This window comes from Actinophytocola sp., from assembly GCF_036555685.1.
In the GTDB taxonomy this organism is placed as follows: domain Bacteria; phylum Actinomycetota; class Actinomycetes; order Mycobacteriales; family Pseudonocardiaceae; genus Actinophytocola.
Map to the genome: position 1 here is coordinate 1 of NZ_DATBKY010000109.1, position 24,607 is coordinate 24,607.

Below are 24,607 nucleotides of genomic sequence, written 5' to 3' on the forward strand. Positions count from 1 at the left end.
CGCGGAGTCACTGCCGAAGTCGCCCGCGACCCGCGAGACGTCGCCACCGGAGAAGATCGGCTCGAGCGCGGCGGACGACGCGGCCCAGGCAGCCGAAGCCGCCGCGGAGGCCGTCGCGGACGCCGCCGACGCCGAAAGCCCAGCCGTCAAGGGAGATCGGGGCACCGGGAATGGCTCTCCTCCGTCCTCGATACCCGCGTGGGAGCCGAACTCGCCAGGCAGGCAATAACTCGGCCGCCGCGCGGCCGCCTTCGGTCTACAACGGACGGAGCGCTGCCGGTGAACCGGACACATGGGCGTGCGGTCCCCGGCGCGACTCCCTGGCGGGGAGGGAGGGAGCGGCCCGGGGACTCGATGCCGTGGCCGGGATCGCCGCCGGCACGGTGCTGGTGGTCGAGCATGGACGTCCGCCCGCGGTCGGGTGGTTGTTCGTCACCGGCGACATGCTCGGTGACATCGGGGCGTGGAGTTCCTCGTCGGCAGCGCGCTGCGGGCGGGTTGGCGTGCTGCCGTCTGCGATACTGCCGCGACGGCAAGCGTGTCCTTCCTCGGCAGCCAATCGTTCTTGCCCCGCGGGATGTACACGATGCTGACCTTCGCGGCCGGGATGTACCTCCTGAGCGACCTCGCCGCGAGACCGGCTCGATCGCGCCGCGCGTCGTCAGACGCCCCGGCGCTCGAACCAGCTCACTGAGTCTGCTGTAAATGTCCACATAGAATTCGCAAATGCCGGCACATCGCCGTCGTGATGCGCCGCCGGGCCGTGGGCGAGCAGTGTCCACGGCACGTCAATCACCTTCATCCCACGAACAACAGAATCCCCGAACGCACACGCTACGCGTGTACGGCCTCGCCAAATCGTCAGGCCTGCTCTGGCGTCGCGGTTCGTGCGGCGAGGTTGGCGGCTGCTTTGGCGAGCATGCGGCTGTTCATCCTGATGGAGATTCGTCGTGGGGTGAGCCTGGTAAGCGCGCGTAGGCGGCGGTCGGGCACGACCGTGGCCCGGCCGCTACGCAGAGCGCGGATGGTCTGGCGGACGGCCGTCGGTGCGGTGATGGGACGGATTGGCAGGGTGGCTCGGTCGACGCCGAACTTGTCGATGATGGGCGTGTCCACGTTGCCGGGGAGCATGACCGTCACATGCACGCCGGCTGGTCGAAGCTCGTGGTGGAGGGCCTCACCGAGGTTGAGGACGTAGGCCTTGGCGGCGCTCTCGTGCGCCATGTTGGGTAGTCCGTGGATCGCCCCAAGCGCGGAGACCAGCACGATGGCGCCGTGGCCGCGCCGGACCAGGCGGTGACCGAATGCGTGGGCCAGCTCGAGGTGCGTGGTGGTGTTGAGGGTTAGTCGCCGGTGCAGATCGGGCACGTCTTGGTCGAGGTACTGGCCGGGACGTCCGTTGCCGGCGTTGGAGATCAGCAACCCCACGTTCAGGTCCTCGCAGGCGGCGACGAGGTTCGTCGCGCCATCTTCGTGACTGAGGTCGACGGCGAAGACGCGGTGTTCGATCCGATGGGCGTTCGCGAGCTCGCGCCCCAGCTCCTGCAACCGGTCGGTCGAACGCGCGGCGAGGACGACGTTCAGCCCGTCGGCCGCGCACCGTTCGGCAAAGGCTCTGCCGATGCCTGATGAGGCTCCTGTGATGACGGCCCAGGGACCGTAGGCAGACAACCCGTTCATGTATCACGCTCCATCGTCGTGAGTTAGTCAGTCAACTAACTCACACGCTAGCAGGCTGACTGCGGCGTGCGCTACGGTTTGAGTGAGATGACTGACTCAACGACATCACGGGGTGGCAAGCGAGAACGACTCGTCGCAAGCGCCGGCGAGCTCCTGCACCGCCAGGGGGTCGGCGCGACCTCACTGGCCGACATCGCGCACGCAGCGGATGTCCCGGTGGGGAACGTCTACTACTACTTCAAGACGAAGGACGAACTGGTCCAGGCCGTGATCGTGGCACAGGTCCGCCAGGTGGAGGCGATGCTCACCACACTGGACGCGCTTCCTCGGCCAGCGGAACGGCTGAAGGCCCTCGTGCAGCGCTGGGAGGAGATGAGCGACATCGTCGCCCGCTACGGCTGCCCGTTCGGAACACTCGCCTCGGAGCTCGATCGGCGCGACGACGGCCTCGACATCGAGGCCGCGGAACCGATTCGGCGTATTCTCGAGTGGACGGAGGAACAGATCCGGCGCCTGCGTAGGCGGGGGGCACGCGAGCTCGCGACCATTCTGTTCGCCGGCGTTCAGGGCGGCGCGCTGCTCGCCAACGCCCTGCGTGACCCGAAGGTCATGTCTGGTCAGGTACGGCATCTCGAACTGTGGATCGACAGCCTCGCCTCGAAGCCGTAGTGGCGCGATGCGAACAACAAATCTCTGCCGGTCGAGAGACGACTGCCGGAGTGGTGACGACGTCCTGGTGATCTGGGCGTTGATCGTGCATGGCGACGAGGCGAGCGACTAGGACAGCTGAGCGCACCGGCCGTTGACGCTGTGGGCGTGGACCCTTGCCGAGTGGCACCTCGCTGAGTGCCACCTCGATGCGAACATGCCCCCGCGATGCGCGGTCGGCCGGCGCGGCGGTACCTACGGCGTCACCGATGACGGCACGTTGGTCGCCGCTGTGCGGTACGACTCCGAGGGAGGGTTTCGGATGGCACCACGCGGCGTACGGCGACGGGGGCGGGCTGCGCCTCGACAGCCCATCTCAGGGCCTCGTTCCACGCCCGCGAAGCGCTCAGTCGTCTGAGGACGGGAGCGCACAGGGAAGGGAGTAGGCGAAGAGAGCAATCGTACTTCGCCCTACGCAACGGGCGGTGGCTCGCGCAGCATCACATCCGGGATCTCAGCACGTCGACCTCGCAGCCGGTTGATCACTTGCGGCTTGTCGCGGTTCGGCTGTAGCGGGTGGCCAGTGGGGCGGCGGTCAGGCCGTGGGCGAGGACGCTGAGCAGGACGGTCAGGGTGATGACGGCGACGGCGCCGTCCGCGTAGGAGCCGAGCTCTTCGAGTGCCAGCAGGGCGAAGACGAGCGAGGCGAGGCCGCGCGGGCCGAACCAGCCGACGAACAGGACGGTCTCGCGGTTCATGTGTGTGCCCCAGGTGGCCAGCGCGACCGGGAGCATGCGCACAAGGGTGAGACTGAGTACGGCGTAGAGCACGGTGGGCCAGTCCAGCCGGTCGAACATGATGGGGACGGCGAGTGCGCCGAATGCGAGCCACACCAGGACGGAGACCAGGCTGCCGGCTTGTTCGAGGAATGTCAGCTCGGCGGGGGCGCGTGGGCCCGCGGCGGCGCCGAAGGCCATGCCGCCGCAGAACGCCGCCACGAAACCGTTGGCGCTGACGGTGAGCGCGAGCGCGTAGGCGGCCAGGGCGAGTGCGAGCACGGCGATGCCGCTGAACTGCTCGGCCGTCCAGCCGCGGCGGCGTGCGTGCCGTAGCAGCAAACCGCCGACGTAGCCCACGGCGGCACCGGTGAGTGCGCCGACGGCGAGCTCGGCCAGTGCTTCCCAGACTCCTGGACCGTGGTCCTCGGCTGCTGCGGCGCCGGCGATCGCGAGCATGACGATGGGGGTGGCGATCCCGTCGTTGAGTCCGCTTTCGACGGTGATCAGCCGGCGGATCCGGGCGGGGACGGTGGGGTTGGTCACCACTGGCACGCCCAGGGCGGCGTCGGTGGGGGCCAGCGCGGCACCGACGAGCAGCGCGAGCCAGACACCGAGCGCGGGCAGCAGCAAGACGGCCAGGCCCCATCCCGCGAGGATGGTCAGCGGCAGGCCGATGGCGAGCAGCCGAAGGCAGCGGCCGAGGTCGTGGCGCAGCTCCCGGATCGGCACGCGGGCGGCGTCGGAGAACAGGATCCACACCAGGGCGACCTCGACCAGGGGCGCGAACGTGCCAGGGGCCGTGGACGCGTCGATGAGCCCAGTTGCAGCAAGCAGCACGCCTACCGACACGAACGCGATCGGCGCCGTGAGATCGGCCCTCGTCAGGCGCACGGACACCGTGCCCCATAGGAAGACCGTCGCCGCGACGATCAGGCCGGCTGTCACCTCCATGCGCGGTGACCGGCGGACGTCATGGTGCGGACGGCGCGGGCCCGCCCTGCTCGAAGTGCGGTGGTGCCGTCGCGGGAGGTTCGGGCCGGCCGCGGTTCGCACGCACGCGTTTCCAGGTGAGGTCCATGATCACGCCGATGAGAACGATCACGAGCATCGCGATGACCGAGCCCGGGTCGTTGATGGTGGTCGAGATCAGGAAGGCCACCAAGGCGATGCCGGCGGTCAGGACGGCGAGGACGAGGAGGGTCAGGTTCGCTCCCGTTTCGGCTCGGACGAAGAAGTGGGCGACGGTGGCCATCATGAAGATCAGCAGGGCGACGGCGCTACCGATCGAGGCGATGGCAGTGAGGTCGAAGCCGATCGCCAGGATCAGGCTCAGTGCCGCGGCGACGAGCAGGCCGACCGAGGCCTTGCCGCCGACACGGTGGCTCATCAATGGCGGCATCTGGCCGGTCGCGGCGAGCTGGTCGCACAGGCCGACGGCGGGGTAGAGGCCGGCGTTGGTCGCGCCCGCGGTCGCGAACAGCGCGGTGATGATCATGAGGACGTAGCCGAAGTCGCCGAGCGTCGGTTGGGCGGCGACGGCGAGCGCGGTGCCGCCGGAGGAGATGACCTCGTCGACGGGCAGGGTGCCGAAAACACCGAGCGCGATCGCGACGTAGATGACCGTGGCGATGCCGAGCGCGAGGTACATCGCGCGGGGCAGCTGCCGGGCCGGCTCGCGCAGATCCTTGGCGGTGAACGTGATGATGCCGAACCCGAGGAAGGCGAAGAACGTCAGCGCGACGCTGGCGACGATGTCGCCCAGCGGTGGGTAGCCGGACGGGGCCAGCAGCGACGGATCCATGGTGAACAGGGTGACGAAGGCGAACAGGACGAGGATGCTGAGCACGACGTAGACGATGACCGTCTGCGCGTTGGCCACGAGCTGCGAGCCGACGATGTTGACGCCGGTCATGACGACGAGGACGAGCGCGGCGAAGATCTTCGCCCACGTCGGGTCCTCGTTCGCGAACGCTGCGCTCGCGTAGCTGCCGAACGACACCGCGACCATGGCGGTGACGACGGCGTTGGCTACGTAGGTCAGCCACGCCGTGATGCCGGTGAGGTGCCCGTTGCCGAACCCGCGCGCGAGGTACTCGAACAGCCCCGCGCCCGACGGGTAGCGCGCGCCGAGCTTCGCGAACGAGTAGCCCTGCAGCCCGGCGATCGCGCCGGCGATGAGGAACGAGATCCACACCGCGGCGCCGGCCACCTCGCCGGCCGCTCCCAGCAGCGCGAAGATCCCGGCGCCGACCATCGCCCCGACTCCGATGAACGACGCCTGCCGGACGGTCAGGTACTTCTGGGGCGTCTCGGATGTCGAGGCTTCGGTCATGTCAGCCACCTCCCATGGCAGGCGCGGCGGCCATCCGGCTGCCGGTGCGCGTGGCGATGTTGGTGCCGGCGGCGCCGGCCACGATGCCGGCGATGTCGGCGAGGGAGCCGATCGCTGCCCGGCCCCCGGTGTTGTTCGCGAAGCGGGTCGCTGCCTGGACTTTCGGACCCATGGATCCGGCCGGGAACGCGTGGCCCGCCAGCTCGTCGGGTGTCACGTCGGTCAGCTTGCGCTGGTGTGGTGCGCCGAAGTCGAGGTACACGCCGTCCACATCGGTCGCCATGATGAACAGCTCCGCGCCGATGTCCTCGGCCAGCAGTTCGCTGGCGAAGTCTTTGTCGATGACGGCCTCGACGCCGGCGAGCGGGGTGGCTTCGGCGGAGCGCATCGTGGGGATGCCGCCGCCACCTGCGCAGACGACCACGCTGCCGCGGTCGATGAGCCAGCGGATCGGTTCGATCTCGACGACCTGCCGCGGTTCGGGGGAGGGCACCACGCGCCGCCAGGAGTCTCCGTCCTGCCGGAACGCCCAGCCCTTCCGCGTGGCCAGCTCGTCCGCCGCGTCTTTCGCATAGACCGGCCCGACGAACTTGGTCGGGTTGGCGAACGCCGGGTCGTTCTGGTCGACCGTGATCATCGTGAGGACGGTGACGACGGGCCGTTCGGGTGGCAGGACGTTGCGCAGCTCCTGCTGGATCAGGTAGCCGATCATGCCCTGGGTGCCGGCGTCCAGGACGTCCAGCGGATAGGGTTCGGCGCCCTTGTACGCGTCCGCCTGCAGCGCCAGCAGGCCGACCTGCGGCCCGTTGCCGTGGACGACGATCACGCTGTGTTCCGCGGTGAGCGGCGCGATTGCCTCGGCGGCGATCCGGACGTTGCGCCGCTGCACCGCGATGGTCATCGGGTCCGATCGCTGCAGCAAGGCGTTCCCGCCGAGCGCGACCACGATCCGCATGCCGGCCTCCACTTCGGACTCATCGATAGGTGGGTACGGGTGTGGGCGCACTCATGCGGCGGCGTTGTGACCGGTACACCGGGATGCCGAGCAGCAGTGCGGCAGCTGCCAGGATGAACGGCGCCCAGTAGAGCCAGAACGGCTGCCCGATGTTGCGCGAGTACCAGATGAACAGGATGGAGAACACCAGTGAGACGACTGCGACGGTCACGTCCCGGGCGAACCGCCGGCCCTCGAGCGCTCGCCGGTCGGCCATGCGCCACTTGATCTGTGCGAGCGCGGAGAAGCCGTAGGGGATCGCGGCGGTGATGCCGGTCATCAGCACGAGGGTGGTGAAGACGTCCGCGCCGCTCGCGCCCAGGTAGTTGACGATCACGGCGACGGAGGCGAGTACGGTGGAGACGACGATGCCGTACGGGGGCACGCCGGCCTTCGAGATCCGCTTGAAGCGTTCGGGGAACAGGCCGTCCTTCGCGGCGGCGAGCGGCATCTCGGCGCAGATCATCGTCCAGCCGTTGAGTGCCCCGAAGCCGGAGATTATGACGGCGATGGCCATGACGTTGCCCGCCCACGTGCCGCCGAACATCGAGTTGGCCGCGTCGGAGAACGGGGCGGTCGCGTCGGCGAGCTGCGTGGTTGGCAGGATCCCGAACACGGCGATGAGCGAGAGCATGTAGACGACCGCGGTCGCCAGCGTGCCGAGGATGGTGGCGCGCGGGATGTTCCTGTCCGGGTCGCGCACCTTCGCCGCGGCGACGGCGGCGGTCTCGACGCCGAGGTAGCTGAACAACGCGATCGCCATGCCGCCGCCGATCGCCGCCCAAGTGCTCTCCCCGCTGACGTTCCACGGCGAGTAGTTCGCCGAGCTGATGAAGAACAGCCCCACCGTCGACATGAAGGCCAGCACGACGAACTTCACGACGGTGGTGACGACCTGGACCGCGCCCATGTTCTTCACGCCGGACAGGTTGACGGCCGCCGGGATCCACAGTCCGATGAGGACCAGGAGTACCGAGAAGAACGCGTTGTGGCCGGTGTTGACGAAGTGCTCGACGTAGAGCACCCAGCCGACCGCGATGGCGGCGTTGCCGGCCCACGCGGTGATCCAGTAGGACCAGGCGTTGGTGAACCCCAACGGGTTGCCGAACGCGACGCGCGCGTACGCGTACGGGCCGCCGTCGGCCGGCAGGCGCCGGGACAGCGCGGCGAACAACACGGCCAGCGCGAGCGCGCCGACCGTGGTGAGAGCCATCGACACCAGGCTGATCGGTCCGAAGGACGCCAGCGACGTCGGTAGGTTGAACACCCCGACGCCGATGATGGTGCCGATGATGAGCGCGGTCGCCGAGGTGAGACCGAACCGGTGGGCTGGCGCTCCGACGGGTTGCTCACCGGCGGGCTGCGCCGCGTCCGGACGACTGTCGACGGAGTCCGACATGACTCACCTCCGGGGGTGGTCAGCGTCGCCGGCGGTGTGGGCCACCGCGACCGTCTCAGTGTCGTTACCCGCTGTCGCGCGGCATCACCCGCCGAGGGTGAGCCGTGGCGGCGGACGACGTCGCCACAATCGTCCGGAGGAGGCGGCCCGGCGCGCGCGTTACACCGGTGGACCGGTGCGTTCTCAGCGGTTCTCCCGCTGTTCGCGGACCGTGTCACCCCAACTGTGTTCGCCGGCGTGGCGGCGCGGATGGGCGCGCTGCTTCACCCCGTGCGGGTGAGGGCATGCCCGCGGCTTACGTGTCGACTTCTCCCGACAGCCGTTCGTCCGCGAGGAGGCGACCATGGCGCTCGGCGTGTATTCAGAGGTCGGAAAGCTCCGCAAGGTCATGGTCCACCGCCCGGGCCTGGAACACCGGCGGCTGACGCCGTCGAACGCCGAGGACCTGCTCTTCGACGACGTGATCTGGGTCAGCAGGGCCAAGTCCGAGCACGACGCGTTCAGCGAGGTAATGCGCGAGCGCGGCGTCGAGGTCTTCCACGTCGAGAAGCTGCTCGCGGAGGCGTTGGTCAAGCCCGAGGTCAGGGACTGGGCAGGCATGCACATCCTCAACGAGCGGGAGATCGGCATCACCGCGGCCCAGCGGGCTACCGCCTGGGTGCAGAGCGCCGACCCGGCGCTCGTCGCGGAGTTCCTGATCGGCGGGATCACCAAGTCCGACGTCGAGCAGGACATCGGGCTCGAGTGGGAGTCCGCCGACCCCACGACCATGCTGCTGCCGCCGCTGCCGAACTTCCTGTTCCAGCGGGACCCGTCCTGCTGGATCTACGACGGCGTCACGATCAACCCGATGACCAAGCCGGCGCGCAAACCGGAAACGATGATCATGGAGATGATCTACCGGTTCCACCCGATGTTCGCCGCGGAGCAGTTCCCGGTCTGGCTCGGGGGTGTCGACGAGAACTGGGGACGGTGCCACGTCGAAGGTGGCGACGTGCAGCCGATCGGCAACGGGACCGTCATGATCGGCATGGGCGAACGCACGACGCCGCAGGCGGTGCTCTGGATCGCCCGGTCGCTGTTCCGCAACGGGTCGGCGAACCAGGTGCTCGCGGTGCACCTGCCGAAGTCACGCAGCTACATGCATCTCGACACCGTCATCACCATGTGCGACCGCGACGTGGTCACGATGTTCCCGCAGGTGGTCGGCGGCGCGCGCACCTGGTCGATCCGGCCGGCCGAGTCGGCCGACGATCTGGTCGTCGAGGAGGAGCAGGGCACGCTGCCTGACCTGATGGCCCGTGCGCTCGGTGTGCCGAGGATGCGCGTGATCGAGACCGGCGGCGACGCGTTCGGCGCCGAGCGCGAGCAGTGGGACGACGGCAACAACGTCGTTGCCCTCGAGCCCGGTGTCGTCGTCGCCTACGAGCGCAACACCGGCACGAACACCGCCCTGCGCAAGGCCGGCGTCGAGGTGATCACGATTGAGGGCTTCGAGCTCGGCCGCGGCCGGGGCGGCTCGCACTGCATGACCTGCCCGATCGAACGCGACGCCGCGTTCTGAGCTTCTGGGAGACCGAGATGGCGTTCAACCTGAGCGGTCGCAGCTTTCTCAAGGAGGTCGACTTCACCCCGGCCGAGCTGCGTTTTCTGCTGCGTCTCGCCGAGGCGCTGAAGTCGGCGAAGTACGCCGGCACCGAGGTGAAACGGCTGGACGGCAAGGAGATCGCGCTCATCTTCGAGAAGACGTCGACACGCACCCGCTCGTCGTTCGAGGTCGCGTCGTACGACCAGGGCGCGCACGTGACGTACCTGGACCCGTCCGGCTCGCAGCTGGGTCACAAGGAGTCCATCGCGGACACCGCGGCGGTGCTCGGCCGGATGTACGACGCGATCGAGTTCCGCGGCACCGCGCAGGCCGACGTGGAGGAACTCGCCACGCATGCCGGCGTGCCCGTCTACAACGGACTGACCGCCGAGTGGCATCCCACCCAGATGCTGGCCGACTTCCTTACCATGCACGAGTCCAGCAACAAGCCCTACGACGCGTTGGCCTACGCCTACGTCGGCGACTGCCGCTTCAACATGGGCCGCTCGCTGCTCGTCATGGGCGCGCTCATGGGCAGCGACGTCCGGCTCGCCGGACCTGAGGAACTGCACCCCCCGAAGGACGTCGTCGACCTCGCACATGAGATCGCTCGCCGTACCGGCGCGCGGATCACCGTGACCGACGATGCCGCGGACGCGGTGTCCGGAGTGGACTTCGTCCACACCGACGTGTGGGTGTCGATGGGCGAGTCGAAGGACGTCTGGACCGATCGGGTCCGGATGCTCACCCCGTACCAGGTGAACACCACGCTGTTGGACAAGTCGGGGAACCCCGCGGTCAAGTTCATGCACTGCCTGCCCGCGTTCCACGACACGAACACGGTGGTCGGCCAGGAGATCATGGAGCACACCGGCATGACCTCCGGGCTCGAGGTGACCGGGGAGGTGTTCGAGTCGGCGGCCAGCATCGTGTTCGACCAGGCAGAGAACCGGCTGCACACCATCAAGGCCATCCTCGTCGCCACCCTGGGCTGAGGAGTACGCGATGGTCAGCGGGACGGACACCGTCACGGAACACGGGCCCGGCCCGACAGAGCCGTGGTACGCACAGGACGCCGGCAGCGTGGTCGCCGCGATGGACAGCGACACCATGCGCGGCCTGGCCCGGACCGAGGCAGCGGCACGGCTCTCCCGGTACGGGCCGAACCAGATCGCCCGTGAGAAGCCGCCGTCGGTGTGGATGGTCGCGCTGGCGCAGCTGCGCGACCCGATGAACATCATGCTCGTTGCCGTCGTGGTGGTGAGCATCCTCATCGGCGAGGTCTCGACATCGCTCATCGTGGCGTTCCTCGTCGTCCTCAACGTCGTGCTCGGCGCGCGGCAGGAGCTGAAGGCCCGGGCCAGCGTTGACGCGTTGTCGAAGATGCAGGTACCGCAGGCGAAGGTGACGCGCGACGGCGAGATCGATCTCGTACCGGCCGCCGATCTGGTGCCAGGTGACATTGTCCAGCTCGAGGCCGGCGATGTCGTCCCCGTCGACGGGCGGATCATCCGGTCGGCCACGCTCGAAGTCCAGGAGGCCGCGCTGACGGGGGAGAGCGCGCCGGTGCCCAAGGACGCCGGTGTGGTGGCCGGCAATGACGTGGCGATCGGCGACCGGTCGAACATGCTGTTCCAGAACACATCCGTGACTCGTGGCACCGCGGCGCTGGTCGCCACGGAGACCGGGATGCGGACCGAGATGGGCCGTATCGCGGAGATGCTGACGTCGGTGACCCGTACCCGCTCGCCGCTGCAGAAGGAGCTGGCGTCGCTGACCAAGGTCCTCGGCATCATCGCGTGGACGGCGGTCGCGTTCATCGTGATCGTGGGCGCGATCCGCGGCATGGGTCTCTCGGAACTGTTGTTGCTGGGGACGGCGATGGCCATCTCCGCCATCCCGACCGGTATGCCGGCGTTCGTGTCCGCCCTGTTGTCCCACGGCGCGAAGCAACTCGCCGCCACGAAGGCGATCGTCAAGAACCTCACCGACGTGGAGACCCTCGGCTCGACGAGCGCGATCAACACCGACAAGACCGGCACGCTCACGATGAACGAGATGATGGTGTCCACCCTGTACGTGGGCGGCACCTGGTTCGCGGTCGAGGGAGAGGGGTACCGCAAGTCGGGCGCGATCACCTCGGTCGCGGGCGCGGAGCTGCCGGACTTCACGCGGCTCGCGCTCGGCCTGGCGCTGGACAGCGACGCTACCGTCGGCGACGACGGCAGCGTGGTCGGCGATCCGACAGAGGCGGCGCTGGTCGTGCTGGCGGCGAAGCTCGGGGTGAGCGCGGAGGAGACCCGCCACGCCTACCCGCGGCTGGGCGAGGTGCCGTTCGACTCGGACTACAAGTTCATGGCCACCTTCCACCGCTTCGACTTCGACGGGCAGGAGTGGGTCATCGAGCTCGTCAAGGGCGCGCCCGACGTGGTGCTGGCCCGCTGCGGCCAGGCAGGCGGTCCGCTGAGCGGCTCGCAGGTGCCGATCGAGCAGGCGCGGGCGGGCATCGAAGCCGCGAACGAGCGCATGGGGCAGAAAGGGTTGCGGGTACTGGCTTTCGCCGCCCGGCTCATCGCATCCGACGAGATGGCGGCGATGACCGCGGACCCGATGTCGCTGACCTGGGAGCTTTCCTTCGTCGGGATGGCGGGCATCATCGACCCGCTGCGCGCGGAGGCCAAGGGCGCGGTCGGCACGGCGCTCGCCGCGGGCATCGACGTCCGCATGATCACCGGCGACCATGCCGTCACCGCCGAGGCCATCGGCGAGCAGCTGCGCCTGGGCCCGGGCGCGATCAGCGGCCGCGAGCTGCAGGCGCTCTCCGACGACGAGCTGGCCTCGCGATTGCCGTCGTTGCACGTATTCGGGCGGGTGTCGCCGGAGGACAAGCTGCGCCTGGCCCGGGTGATGCAGCAACAGGGCCTGATCGTGGCGATGACCGGCGACGCGGTCAACGACGCCGCTGCGTTGAAGCAGGCCGACATCGGTGTCGCGATGGGCAGCGGGAGTGAGGTCTCGAAGCAGGCGGCCCGCATGATCCTGACCGACGACAACTTCGGCACGCTCGTGCACGCGGTCGAGATCGGCCGGCGGGTGTACGAGAAGGTCGTCGCGTACGTGCGATACCAGATGACTCAGCTGCTGGCCCTGGTGCTGCTGTTCGTCGCCGCGACCGCGTTCAACGTCAACAGCGGCGTCGCGCTCACCCCGTCGATGGTGCTGTACCTGCTGTTCTTCGTCACCGTGGCCGGCGTCGTCATGATCGCCGTCGACCCCGGCGACCCGGACGCCATGCACCGCCCGCCACGCGACCCGAATATCCCGATGACCAACCGCAACGCGGTCGTCTACTGGGTGCTCTACGCCGTGGTCATGTTCGTGGCCGCGTTCATCCCACTCGTCGCCGGCCCGGACGACCCCAGCCCCGACCGCGCGAGCGCGTCGATGACGATGACCTTCGTCGTGATGGGCCTCGGCACGGTGCTCAACGCCCTGACCAACCGCCGCGACCCGGCGAGTGGCCTGACCCCACCCATCCTCGGCGTCCTCGCGATCGCCGCGGTACCGGTGGTGCTCATCATCGCCGCCACCCAGATCGGCTTCCTGCAGAGCAGTCTGCTGACCCAACCCCTCACCGGCCCGCAATGGCTGGCCTGTGAGGGCCTGGCCCTGGCACTCCCGATCGTCATCGAGGGTACAAAGTGGATTCGGCGGCGACGGGCAGTTTCGCCGCCGACGATCGACACCCAGCACGCGGTGGCCCCGGCGCGAGCCGTCACCTGAGCCGGCCGTCACTGTTCTCGCTGCGCTGCGTGTCGCGGGTGCGTGCATCGCGGAGGTGGCGTGCGACGTCGGCGATGATGGCGGCTATCGGCGGCGCGACCATCATGCCGATCGCGCCGCCGAGGACTCCACCGGCGAGTGTGGCCAGCAGGACGACCAGCGGGTGCAGCTGAAGGACCGCGCCGAAGGTCAACGGCCGCGCGAGGTTCTCCAGCACCGAGTTCGCCAGGATGAGCACGCCCACCATGGCCAGCGCGGTCCAGGGCCCGCCCGAGCCCAGTGCCAGCAACACCGCGAACGCACCCGAGAGAAACGCACCGACATAAGGGACGTAGGCAGCAACGAAACACAGCACGGCGATTCCCGCGACGAACGGCACGCCCAGGACGAGCGCGCCGAGCCCGATCACGACTGCGTTCATCAGCGCGATCCACGTGAGGCCGACGAAATAGCGCCGTACGGTGTGCGCTGCCTGCTCGGTGACCGACTTCCCGAACCCGGGTGGTCCCGGTATCCAACGCACGAGGAGGTTGTGGACGTGGGGCGCGTCGGCGAGGACGAGCAGCAGAATGTAGGTCGCCAGCAACACACCGATGATGCCGGCCACGAGGCCGGCCGCCCCCGCGGTGAGTTTCGCGAACACGCCCGCGGCCAGCGTCGGGCCCAGTTGGCTGGTCGCCTGGCCGGCGTGGTCGACCAGCGCGGCGCCCCACGGGACGCCGGCCAAAAGCGCTTTGGCCCGGTCGACCGCCTCGGCCGCAACTTGATTTATCGAGTCCCACTGGTTCACGACTCCGATGACGAACACCGCGACGACCAAGGCTGCGGCAGCCAGGACCAACAGCGACACCGCCACGGCGCCCAGCACCCTCGGCACGCGCCGACGAGCCAGCCAGCCGACCAACGGCTCGGCGATCGTCGCGGCACCGGCCATCACGATGACCGGAAGCAACAGCGGGCGCACGACCAGCAACACGAACACACCCAGCACGGCGGCCACGACGACACCGGTCAGCAGCCAGCACGCCATGCCGGCGCGTCGCAGCCGCTGAGGCACGTCGCCCCCGCGAGCCGTTCCGCGCGCTTGGCCCAACTCGGGCATGACGGCAGCCTTTCTTCCTCGTCTGCTTCCTCGCCTGCTTCCGCGCAGTGGAGCAGGACACCGGCGTGCGCGGATCACCTGCCGCGAGTGAGTGCCTTTCATCTGACGCGGATGAGGAACGGCGCCGCCGGATGGTCGATCCTGTACACGACGGCAGATCCGCTCGCCGACGACCATCGGCATTGCGCGGGACCGGCGATGACGGCAACTCCGAGACGGGAGGTAGGTAGGGACATGAGCGAACACGCGGCACACGAGACGGCCACCACCGGCGCCCAGGCGGCCCCGGTGCCACGTGGGCGGACCAGGTCCGGATCGCTCTGGCTCGGCCCGCTCTACGTCGGTGGCATGGTGATGTTCCTACTAGGTGCGTTCAACGCCATCGAGGGGCTCGTCGCGTTGTTCAACGACGAGTACTACATCACGACTCCGCAGGGCCTACTCGTATTCGACGTCACCGCGTGGGGCTGGATCCACCTGATCATCGGCATCGCCGTGGTCGCCGTGGCGATCGGGATCTTCATCGGCGCGACGTGGGCGCGGATCTGCGGCGTGATCCTGTGCGGCATCAACGCGCTCGCCCAGCTCGTGTTCCTGTCCGCCTACCCGGCCTGGGCAGTGCTCATCATCGCGTTCGACATCCTGGTCATCTGGGCCCTGATCGTGCACGGCGCCGAGGCCCGGGAGTCGGACCGGCCTGCGTGATCCGCGACGACAGGACCGACCGTCCAAACGAGTGCTGAGTTGCCCAGGCGAACCGGTGCCCGGCTGGTCACCGGCTGCCGGCAGTCACCGCGTCGTACACGTTGATCATATGCCTGCCCACCTCTGCTGTGTGATCGTGGTGGGCCGGGCCGGATTTCGGAACATGCCGCAACTGAGCCAACGGCACGAACTAGAGGCGGTCAAGACTGCCCGGCCGGCGCTGCGGATCGTGCCGCCGGTGAGGGGCACGCGGCACGCTCCGGGGGGCCGCATCCTTGCTGGGAGAGTGGCCACACCATCTCGTCTGACTGACGCGCACCGCGTGCCGATTTGAGGGTACGCGCGGGTTCGGATGCTCTACACGAACGAACACGGACCGGAGCCCGATGCTCACGGGACCGCACCCCGTCGCGGTAAGCCTCGTCCGTGAGGCCCGAGCGACGCTCACGAGAACGAGACCCGGTGACGATCCCGACTCTGCCGGGTGCCCGGAGCAGATGTGAACAACGGGATAGGAGCGCGATGGCCGCCGACAGTCACGAGGTCGCTGTGGTGCAGGACCGACCCCACGCTGGTCGTGGAGTCCTCGACGGGCCCGTGGCCTGGTCGGGCCCCCGACAGCGGTGTCGTCGTCACCGCACGTGTACATCACTGGGTTCGTGCCGACAAAGACGAGTCGGTCAGCATCGTGATCGCCTTCCCACCACATTCCAGCTAAAGCGGTCCTGGTCGTCGAGGGGTGACCAGTTCGCCGCGACCGCGATCCGGGCGGTGCGGCGGGCCTCGGTGAGCAGCATCAGCGCCAGCAGCCCCTCACCCTCGCCGTGGCGAGGGTGAGAAGCCGTAGCGGAGTCTGGGTGGTCCTGTTGACTGGTTGCGTTACTTGGCTGCCGCCAGCAGGTCGACCGTTCGCTCGATCTGGTCGTACGAATTCGGTTTCGTCGGCGTGGATCGCGTTGTCGAGGGCGCACCGTCCGGGCCTGCCGGCGGCTTTCCCTTGGTGTAGAGCCAGGTCGTGAACAGGTCGTCCAGCTGATGACCGGACAATTGCTCCGCCAGCGCGACGAACTGCGCCGTGGTTGCGGTGCCGTCCTTGTGCTCGGCTGCCCAGGAGCGCAGGATCGCGAAGAACTCGTCGTCTCCGACGGTCGTTCGCAGTGCCTCCAGTGTCATGGCGCCGCGCTGGTATACCGCGTCGTGGAACTGGTCGTCCCGGCCGGGATCGCCCGGCAGCACCTGCCAGAACTCGTCGTCGGCTGGATAGTGGTCGTAGCCGAACCGTGCGATCTCGGCTGCCGTTCCCTCACCGAGGTGCTCGGACCACAGGAGCTCGACATAGGTTGCGAAGCCCTCGTTCAGCCAGACATCCCGCCAGTCGCGAACCGACACCGAGTCGCCGAACCATTGGTGCGCGTTCTCGTGCGCGACCACGTAGGTGTTCGCACCGAGCCCGAAGAACACGTCGTCATACACCGGCCGGGTCTGTGTCTCGACGGCCCAACCCGGCCCCGTGTCGACGACACCGCCCTGCGCCTCGAACGGGTACGGCCCGAACCATCCTGCGAGCACCTCGACGATCTCCGGCGTGCGCTCCACCGACGCCCGCGCGGCCGGCCCGACGGCCCCCAGATCCTCGCCGTACGCGGTGATCAACGGCTGGCCGTTCGGTGCGGTCGCCGTCCGTACCTCGTACTGCCCGATTGCCAGGAACGCCAGGTACGGCGCCTGCGGTCGGGCGCTTCGCCAGTGCCATCGCACCCAGTCGGGAGACTGTTGCCGCACCCCGAGGAGCACGCCGTTGGACAACGCCTCGACACCTGTCGGCACTGCGATCGACACGTCGAACGTCGCCTTGTCCCTCGGGTGGTCGTTGCTCGGGAACCACCACGGCGCGATCTGCGGCGCGCCCACGGCGAGCGTGCCCGTCGGTGTCCGCTGCCATCCGGCGAGGCCGTACAGCCGGTACGGCTCGGGGGTGTCGCGATAGTGAACCACGATCGTGAGGTCGAGTCCTTTGCGCAGCACCGATGCCGGGACCACGGTGAGCTCGCCGCCGTCGGTACTGAAACCGGCCGGCGTGTTGTTCACCCGCACCGACGACACCTTCAACAGGAAGTCCAGATTGAAGCGGGACAAGTCCTGGGTGGTGCGCGCGAGGATGGTGGTGGTGCCGGACAGCAGGTCGCCGTCCGGCTGGTAGCTAAGCCGGATGTCGTAGTGGGAGACGGTGTAGCCGCCGTTGCCGTCGAGCGGGTAATAGGAGTCGCCGATGCCTGGTGCACCGGGTGCCCCGGACGCCGCCGAGACCGGTGACGCGAACAGCAAAGCCGCCAGTACGACGGCAATTGTCCCAGGAATTCTCATGTCGTGACGTGCCTCTCCAGACAGCGGACAAAGGATGGTGACCGGCCCGGCGGCTGGTGCGGCCCGGTTCCTCCTCGAAGGATGGGGTCGTCACGTTGTCCAATGTCGGGCGGCGGACTCCGGACAACGTTTTGTGGCCAACCTGCTGTCGGTAACTGGCGGATGCTGGCACCTTGATGGCACTGGTGGATGGCGGAAGGATCGCGGTGCCGCGTCGGGAACGGTCGTTGGATCAGGACCATGGGCTGGTCGTGGAATTCGCGCGAGAGCTTCGCGGTCTGCGGGAGCGTGCCGGCCGGCCGACATATCGGGAGCTGAGCTCGCGCGCGCACTTTTCGACGTCGGCGTTGGCGGAGGCCGCGGGTGGGCGCAAGCTGCCCAGCCTTGCCGTCACGGTGGCATTCGTGCGCGCGTGCGACGGTGACGTCGCGGAATGGGAGTCTCGCTGGCGGGAATGCGCTGCCGAGCTGGCCGGGAACGCACCGGTCTGTCCCGACGGGGTGGACGCGCCCTATGCGGGGCTGACGGCGTTCCGGCGCGCCGACGCCGACCGGTTCTTCGGGCGCGACCGGCTGGTTGCCGACGTGGTCGCTCGGGTTCGCGACCGGCGGATGGTGGCGGTGTTCGGCCCGTCTGGCAGCGGGAAGTCGTCGGTGCTGATGGCGGGGCTGCTACCGACGCTGGTGCCGGACGACGCGTCCCGCCGTGCTGTGGTGCTCACGCCGGGTCCGCATCCGCTCGAGGAGTGCGCGGTTCGGCTGGCCGCGTTGGTGGGTACGTCGCCGGCCCGGCTGACGGCGGAGTTCGCCGAGGATCCGCACGGCCTGCACCTGTGCATCCGGCAGGCCGTGGCGAACCGGCCGGACGAGGCGGACTTCCTGCTCGTGGTGGATCAGTTCGAGGAGCTGTTCACCGTGTGCGAGGACGCCGCCGAACGAGCCGCGTTCGTGGCCGCGCTGACGACCGCGGCGACCGCACCGACCAGCCGGACCCGGGTGGTGCTGGGCATCCGGGCGGACTTCTACGGCCACTGCGGCGAGTACCCGGAGCTGGTCGACGCCCTGCAGGACGGTCAGGTGCTGGTCGGCGCGATGACCGCCGACGAGCTTCGGCAGGCGATCACGGGTCCGGCCGAGGCGGTCGGCTGCCGGGTCGAGACCGCGCTGGTGTCGCGGCTGGTCGCAGACGCCACGGGCCAGCCGGGCGCGCTTCCCCTGGTGTCGCACGCGTTGCGGGAGACGTGGCGCCGTCGCCGCGGCACCGTGCTCAGCCTCGGTGCGTACGAGGCGGCCGGCGGCATCCACCATGCGCTCGCGCGCACCGCCGACGCCGTGTACACCGGCCTGGCCGACGGCTCGGACGACGGCCTCGGCACTGACCGGCAGCGCGTGGCGCACGAGCTGTTCCTGCGCCTGACCGCGCTGGGCGAGGGGGCCGAGGACACCAAGCGGCGGGTCCGCCGCGGCGAACTCGACGAGTCCCCGGCGACCGCGCAGGTGCTCGAGCGGCTCGCGAGTGCCCGGCTGGTCACCGTCGACGAGCACGGCATCGAGATCACGCACGAGGCGCTTATCCGGCACTGGCCCCGGCTGCGCCGCTGGCTCGACGACGACCGCGATGGGCTGCGCGTGCACCGTCAGCTCACCGAGGCGACCCACGTGTGGGAGGCGCACGACCGCGACCGCGGCTCGCTCCTGCGCGGCGTACGGCTCACCCAGGCCGAGAACCTGGCCACCGGCGAACGGGCCATCCTCACCGACCGCGAGCGCGAGTTCCTCACAGCCAGCCTCGCGGCCCGCGCGCAAGAACAGTCGGCCGCGCGCCGGCGGATCCGCCGCACCCGGCAGCTAGTGGCCCTGCTGGCGGTCCTCCTCATCGTCGCGTGCACGTCGCTGGTGTCTGCGGTGCGGGCACAAGAATCTGCCACCGCGCAACGGAACGCGGCCGTCATCGGCAGCGTGCTGGGCGACGCCACTGTCCTGCGCGACTCGAACCCCGCATTGTCTCTGCAGCTCACTCTGGCCGCCTACCGCGCCGATCCGTCCGCACGCACCCGCGACGCCCTGCTGAACTCCCTCACCACGCCCTACGCGAGCCACATCGAAAGCGGTGACCTGCACGTCGACGGCATGGTGCTCAGCCCGGACGGGGCGCTTCTCGTCATCCCGGGATACGAGCGCACCGGAATGTGGGACGTCTCGAACCCCCACCGGCCCAGGCGGTTGCCGGACGCGTTGCCCAGCGGAGAGACGGCGGCGTTCGGCCCGGACCGAACACTGCTGATCAAGACGCGACGAGGCACCTACGAGATCTGGGATCTGCGCGAGCCGCACCGACCGCGGCCGCTGGGATCCTTGGCGTCAGATGCCTCCCGCCCGAACGAGTCTTTGGTTTCGGCGGTCGGCTACGGCGCGGACGGCCGAACCGCGGCGACCGTCGACAGCGACGGGACGACCCGCCTCTGGGACCTCACGAAGCTGACCCGACCGCACCTGCGGGCGCAGCTCATGCCCGCCATGCACGCGGCGGGCGATGACGACGCTCCCCTGGCTTCCGCGGAGTTCAGCCCTGACGGCGACCGGCTCGCGGTCGCGAACGCGGCACACACCGTGCAGCTGTGGGACCTCACCACGGAGCGGCCGCGCCGCATCACCGTTGTCCCGGGCGACACCGCCGCCTTCACGTCCGACGGTCACACCGTCGCCATCGCGGACCAACGCGGATCCGTTCAACTCTGGGATGCCTCGTCGGCCGCGGCACCACGCCGGCTCGCCTCGCTCGCGAACCCGGGGGCCGCGCTGTCGGTGGCGTTCAGCCGTGGCACGGGCCTTCTCGCGGTCGGTGACATCAACGGCTCGGTCAGCGTGTGGAACGTCGCCGATCTCCGGCGCCCGGAACGGCTGACCGTCGGGCAGCTCGACGGCGGCTGGTCGGCGGTGTTCGGGCCGCGCGGCGACACGCTGTTCACGGCGGCCGACGGATCGGTCCGCATCTGGGACCTCAGTTCGATACTCGTCTCGCACCCGCGAGGCGTGACGAGCGTGCAACTCAACCACCAGGGCGACTTGCTCGCGACCGGCGGCCGGGATCACCTCGTGCGACTGTGGCGTGTGGACGGTGTCCGGTCCCGGCCCCTGGCAGCCGTCGATGTGCCCTACACGCCCCGTTCGCTTTCGATCAGTTCCGACGACCGCACGCTGGTAGTCGGCGGTCCCGGGCCGACAAAGGTGTGGGACATCGCGACACCCACCCGGCCGGTACACGCCACAGACCTGCCCGAGGTCGCCACCCAGGCATCGGTTGCGGTCAACCCCGCGGACACGACCGTCGTCATCAACCAGCGGGACCGCCACGTCACGAGGTACGACCTCGCCGATCCGTATCACCCGAAGGTGACCGACGAGCTCGCGCCCTTCGCCGTGGGGGCGCTGGCGATCCATCCGAACGGCACCATGGTGGCGGTGTCGTACTACGGTCACATCGAGCTGTGGGACACCAAGGCGCCTTTCGCATCGCAGAAGCTCGCGGCGAGTCCGGCCGCCGACGGTTCCATCGTCACCTTCGGCCCCGACGGGAGCACGGCGGCCGTGTTCCTCAGCGACACCAGGGATATTCAGCTATGGGGCATCGGCGACCCGCGGCGTCCCACGGCCCTGACCACGTTCCGCCCGGGCATACCCATCAGCGGCTCGTTCCAGGCACCCGGTACGCCGCCCGCATACTCCGCGGACAGCCGTCTGCTCGCGGTCCTCGACGGCGAGCAGACGGTGCGGCTGTGGGACATCGGCGACCCGCGACGGCCCCGGAGCATCACCGCGTTCAACTTCGGCCGGCAGGTCGAATCGCTGTCCATGTCACCGGACGGCCGGAGGCTGTACGCCGCCACCGAGGACAGCGTCGTACAGCGCCGCTACCTCGCCCCCGACGACGTGGCGAAGCGCATCTGCGCGATCGCCCACCCGAGAATCACGACGGCCGAATGGCAAGACCACTTCCACAACCTGCCGTACCAGCCACCGTGCCGTTGACCACCCCGAAACCCACCGTCCGCTGGCCGACGTCGAGAAGTGGCACGTCAATCGCTCTCTGCCAGTTGATGGCCCTCACCGACGCAGTTGGGCTCGCCCACGCTCAGGGCTATCTTTGGCTGCCGGTTGGATCCTCCCGGTGCCGAGCGGTTTCGGGCATCGTGTGGCACAGGTTTCAGTCGGCCTGAGCACGGACCGTGGGTTGGTCAACCGTCCGGGTGGCCGCCGTAGGCGCGGATCTTGTACTCGGTCGTTTCCAGCGCGAGCGTCAGTTCCCGGAGCTGCTTTTTGATGCGGGCGCGCTGGTCGAACATGATGCGCGAGCGTTCGGGGATTGTGTTGTCACCGTGGTCGACGAGCTCGATGTAGCGCTTCAGGTCCTGCATGGTCATGCCGGACAGGCGCATCCGGGTCAGGAACACCAGCCGGCGCAGGTCCAGCGCCGAGTACGCGCGATAGCCGGAGGCGTTGCGGGCGGGCCGGACGAGCCCCTGCTGCTCGTAGTAGCGCAGAGTGTGCGGGGACAGCCCGACGAACTCGGCGGCTTTGGCGACCCCCAGGGGTGCCGCCACGTCGTCGATCACCGAGTCGTCCAGCAGCCCATGCACCGCGTCGGCCGCCGACAGCGCCGGGGCGTCGTCGGCGGCGAGGATGCGTTCGACGAGCGTTTCGGTGGACATGGACGAGATCGTAGGTCAGAACGCGCGTACGGCCTGGGGCATGCCGGGGAAGTCGGCCGACTCGCTGACCGATGCCCACTTCCCGACGTCCTCGAGTGAACGCCGGTAGACGCGGGTGAGGTTGCGGACGGCTTCGGCACCGAGCGGCAGGCGCAGCGGCGCGTCTTCGGCCGCCAGCACGTCGCGGATCGCGGCGGCGGCCCGCACGGGGTCGCCTTCCTGAATGCCGTCGGCCTCGGCCATGTTCGCCCGCACCGCGCCGATGACCCCGTCGTAGGTCGCGTCCTGGTGTGTGGTGCGCAGCACGTCGGAGGCGTTGAACTCCGTGCGGAACCGGCTGGGCTCCACGATCAGCACCCGGATCCCGAACGGCGCCACCTCGCCCGCCAGGGCCTCCGACCAGCCTTCCAGCGCGAACTTGCCTGCCGAATAACTCCCCACCGCGGGGAACGACATGCGCCCGCCCTGGCTGCTCATCTGCACGATCGCGCCCGACCCGCGCGCCCGCAGGTGCGGGAGCACGGCGCGCACGTAGGCGGCCGGCCCGAACAGGTGCTGGTCGAGCATGTCCCGCAGCTCACCGTCTGACACCTCCTCCGAGGCCCCGACCTGGCCCGCGCCAGCGTTGTTGACCAGCACGTCCACCTGGCCGAATACGGTCAGCGCCCGCTCCACGACCACGGCGGCGCCGGCGACGTCGCGCACGTCGTGTGCCACGGCCAGCAGCCGGTCGCCGTAGCGCGCCTTCAGGGCGTCGAACCGTCCGGTCCGCCGCGCGGTGCCGGCCACGCGTTCCCCGGCTTCCAATGCGACCTCGGCCAGTGCCAGGCCGAGCCCCGAGGTCGCACCGGTGATGATCCACGTCTTGCTGTTCTTGCTCTCTGTCACCACGACGACGCTAAAGATTCGAGCGCGCTCGAAGGCAAGCCCCGGATTCACCGGGTATTACGGCGCGGCACAGATCACCCGGACACATGATGTCACGGGTGCCATCGCCGAGAACGAAAGACTACTTGCAGACAGGCTGCGCGTGGCTAGGAGATGATCATGGGGACACGCACGCCACCCGCCACAACCACGCTCATGCTCCCGCACAACCTCGCGAGACTGCGAGGCATCGGCGGAGATGTCGAGGTCGCGGTCGCCGACTACGAACGACTGCTGGCGGACGTTGTACGGATATTCGGCGCAGACCATCCTCGCGTCTAGCACCTGCTCCGTATGGGCAGCACCAGCTGGGTCAGGTCACATGCGATGCCGGCCTGCGCGACGCCGCGGTTACGGCCGCGATGGCGGCGCTGGGCTTTGACTCTGTCAGGAAGCTGAATATAGGATCTATCGTCATGGTGACGGCGGTCGACGGAAAGACCCGTGTCCGGCTCCCGGTCCTCGGCGTGGTGGCGTTCGTGGTGGTCGCCGCGGTCGGGCTGCTGCTCGCGAAGTGGTGGCCCTACGCGCAGCGCACGGCGACACTCGCGGATACCCATACCTGGACGAGCGCGTCGCTACTGGACGGCGAGGCCCCGAGCTTGCGCGCCGGATGGGACTTCCTCGTGGTGTACACGAAGGCGGTCTGGCCGGCGCTCGTCGCGGCCGTGGTCATCGGGGCGGCGGTCGAGACGCTGTTGCCGGCCGGATGGCTGCCGCGCGCGGTGGGCAGGCGAGGCAGGCTCGGCGCGGCGCTCGCCGGGCTGCCGACGATGATGTGCACCTGCTGCACCGCACCAGTGGTCGGGTCGATGCGCCGCCGAGGGCTCGCCGCGTCCGCGGCCTCCGCGTTCTGGCTCGCGAACCCGGTGCTCAACCCGGCGGTGCTGGTGTTCCTCGCGCTGGTCGGCCCGTGGCAGTGGTCGGTCACACGGCTCGTCGTCGGCGTGGTGCTCGTGCTCGGCGTGGCGGCGGTCGTCGCGCGTGTCGTGCCGGACGGGCCCGCGCCGCTCGAGGGCGTGGACCCGCCAGCCCCACAACGGTTCGGCCGTGCGCTCGGCCGGTTCGCGCTGGTGCTCGTCCCGGAGTACGCGGTGCTCGTGTTCGCGGTCGGCGCGCTGCGCGGCTGGCTGTTCCCGCTCGACGGTGAGGCGGTGACCACGACGCTCGTCGCGGTATGCGTCGCGCTCGTGTTGGGGCTCGTGGTCGTGCTGCCGACGGGCGGCGAGATCCCCGTACTGCTGGCGCTCGCCGCGGTCGGCCTTTCGCCCGCGGTGCTGGGGATCCTGTTGATCACGCTGCCGGCGATCAGCCTGCCGTCCGCGGTGATGGTCGGCCGGGCGCTGACGTGGCGCGGGGTCGCAGTCGCGGCCGGGGGTGTCGCGGCGGCGGGACTGCTCGCCAGCGCGCTGCTGGCCGTGTTGTCGTAGAAAACAGGTCCTCGTCGACCGGTCTGTGGACCTGCCGGACTCACCAGGCGCGGGCCGCGTCACGGCGGGACGGCTCGTCACGTCCTCGCTCGCGGCGTCCACCCGACCGCGGCGGTCGAGGATCTGGATCAGTTGCTCGTCCGGCTCGCCCACGGCCAGGCTCGGTGC

18 protein-coding genes are annotated in these 24,607 nt (G+C 69.3%); 8 read left to right on the forward strand and 10 right to left on the reverse strand.

All coding sequences use genetic code 11. The features are described from left to right. The first annotated feature begins 463 nt into the window (after positions 1–463). Positions 464–694 carry a hypothetical protein gene (locus VH969_RS11335; protein WP_331973651.1) on the forward strand — a complete coding sequence of 77 codons (231 nt, stop codon included), beginning with the start codon at positions 464–466 and terminating at the stop codon, positions 692–694. 167 nt (positions 695–861) lie between these two features. Here the strand turns inward: VH969_RS11335 and VH969_RS11340 are convergent, their stop codons facing one another. Then, entirely contained in the window at positions 862–1,680 is an 819-nt protein-coding gene (locus VH969_RS11340; protein ID WP_331973652.1) for an SDR family NAD(P)-dependent oxidoreductase, read from the reverse strand. A 66-nt stretch (positions 1,681–1,746) separates the two neighbouring features. On the opposite strand from VH969_RS11340, the gene VH969_RS11345 reads away from it, so the two are divergent. Then, positions 1,747–2,349 (forward strand): TetR/AcrR family transcriptional regulator, encoded by a 603-nt coding sequence (locus tag VH969_RS11345; protein ID WP_331973653.1) that lies wholly within the window; start codon positions 1,747–1,749, stop codon positions 2,347–2,349. 521 nt (positions 2,350–2,870) lie between these two features. On the opposite strand, the gene VH969_RS11350 is transcribed toward VH969_RS11345, so the two are convergent. Genes VH969_RS11350 through VH969_RS11365 form a run of 4 tightly spaced genes read right to left on the reverse strand, consistent with a single transcriptional unit; the run spans position 2,871 to position 7,832 of the window. Then, positions 2,871–4,058: a cation:proton antiporter gene (locus VH969_RS11350; protein ID WP_331973654.1), complete on the reverse strand. Its 1,188-nt coding sequence runs from the start codon at positions 4,056–4,058 to the stop codon at positions 2,871–2,873. 19 nt (positions 4,059–4,077) lie between these two features. After that, on the reverse strand, positions 4,078–5,439 hold the full coding sequence (locus VH969_RS11355; RefSeq protein ID WP_331973655.1) for an APC family permease: 1,362 nt from the start codon (positions 5,437–5,439) through the stop codon (positions 4,078–4,080). Position 5,440: 1 nt separating this feature from the next. Next, complete coding sequence (arcC, locus tag VH969_RS11360; RefSeq protein ID WP_331973656.1) at positions 5,441–6,394, reverse strand: carbamate kinase; 954 nt, start codon at positions 6,392–6,394, stop codon at positions 5,441–5,443. Positions 6,395–6,413: 19 nt separating this feature from the next. Then, complete coding sequence (locus VH969_RS11365) at positions 6,414–7,832, reverse strand: amino acid permease (protein WP_331973657.1); 1,419 nt, start codon at positions 7,830–7,832, stop codon at positions 6,414–6,416. A 343-nt stretch (positions 7,833–8,175) separates the two neighbouring features. On the opposite strand from VH969_RS11365, the gene VH969_RS11370 reads away from it, so the two are divergent. Genes VH969_RS11370 through VH969_RS11380 form a run of 3 tightly spaced genes read left to right on the forward strand, consistent with a single transcriptional unit; the run spans position 8,176 to position 13,203 of the window. Next, positions 8,176–9,396 carry an arginine deiminase gene (locus VH969_RS11370; RefSeq protein ID WP_331973658.1) on the forward strand — a complete coding sequence of 407 codons (1,221 nt, stop codon included), beginning with the start codon at positions 8,176–8,178 and terminating at the stop codon, positions 9,394–9,396. Positions 9,397–9,413: 17 nt separating this feature from the next. Beyond that, entirely contained in the window at positions 9,414–10,415 is a 1,002-nt protein-coding gene (gene argF / locus VH969_RS11375) for an ornithine carbamoyltransferase (RefSeq protein WP_331973659.1), read from the forward strand. 10 nt (positions 10,416–10,425) lie between these two features. Further along, positions 10,426–13,203, forward strand: coding sequence for a cation-translocating P-type ATPase (locus tag VH969_RS11380; RefSeq protein WP_331973660.1), 2,778 nt, complete (start codon positions 10,426–10,428; stop codon positions 13,201–13,203). Here VH969_RS11380 and VH969_RS11385 read toward each other — a convergent pair. Beyond that, complete coding sequence (locus VH969_RS11385; protein WP_331973661.1) at positions 13,196–14,203, reverse strand: AI-2E family transporter; 1,008 nt, start codon at positions 14,201–14,203, stop codon at positions 13,196–13,198. The genes VH969_RS11380 and VH969_RS11385 overlap by 8 nt on opposite strands. 336 nt (positions 14,204–14,539) lie before the next feature. On the opposite strand from VH969_RS11385, the gene VH969_RS11390 reads away from it, so the two are divergent. Continuing rightward, the gene (locus VH969_RS11390) at positions 14,540–15,010 is read left to right on the forward strand and encodes a DUF7144 family membrane protein (RefSeq protein WP_331973662.1); all 471 of its coding nucleotides are present in this window, start codon (positions 14,540–14,542) and stop codon (positions 15,008–15,010) included. 680 nt (positions 15,011–15,690) lie between these two features. On the opposite strand, the gene VH969_RS11395 is transcribed toward VH969_RS11390, so the two are convergent. Continuing rightward, positions 15,691–15,981, reverse strand: coding sequence for a DUF6596 domain-containing protein (locus VH969_RS11395; protein ID WP_331973663.1), 291 nt, complete (start codon positions 15,979–15,981; stop codon positions 15,691–15,693). After that, positions 15,890–17,374 carry a M1 family metallopeptidase gene (locus tag VH969_RS11400; RefSeq protein WP_331973664.1) on the reverse strand — a complete coding sequence of 495 codons (1,485 nt, stop codon included), beginning with the start codon at positions 17,372–17,374 and terminating at the stop codon, positions 15,890–15,892. Before VH969_RS11400 ends, VH969_RS11395 begins: the two co-directional genes overlap by 92 nt. Before the next feature lie 251 nt (positions 17,375–17,625). On the opposite strand from VH969_RS11400, the gene VH969_RS11405 reads away from it, so the two are divergent. Continuing rightward, the gene (locus VH969_RS11405; RefSeq protein WP_331973665.1) at positions 17,626–21,402 is read left to right on the forward strand and encodes an nSTAND1 domain-containing NTPase; all 3,777 of its coding nucleotides are present in this window, start codon (positions 17,626–17,628) and stop codon (positions 21,400–21,402) included. Between the two features lie 206 nt (positions 21,403–21,608). On the opposite strand, the gene VH969_RS11410 is transcribed toward VH969_RS11405, so the two are convergent. Together VH969_RS11410 and VH969_RS11415 are read right to left on the reverse strand one after the other, a co-directional pair. Then, positions 21,609–22,082, reverse strand: a complete 474-nt coding sequence (locus tag VH969_RS11410; RefSeq protein ID WP_331973666.1) for a MerR family transcriptional regulator — start codon at positions 22,080–22,082, stop codon at positions 21,609–21,611. A gap of 15 nt (positions 22,083–22,097) precedes the next feature. Beyond that, complete coding sequence (locus VH969_RS11415) at positions 22,098–22,970, reverse strand: SDR family NAD(P)-dependent oxidoreductase (RefSeq protein ID WP_331973667.1); 873 nt, start codon at positions 22,968–22,970, stop codon at positions 22,098–22,100. Between the two features lie 455 nt (positions 22,971–23,425). Here VH969_RS11415 and VH969_RS11420 point away from each other — a divergent pair, with 455 nt between their 5' ends. Continuing rightward, a complete protein-coding gene (locus VH969_RS11420; protein ID WP_331973668.1) occupies positions 23,426–24,439 on the forward strand; it encodes a permease in 1,014 nt (337 codons plus the stop codon). Positions 24,440–24,607: the final 168 nt, after the last annotated feature.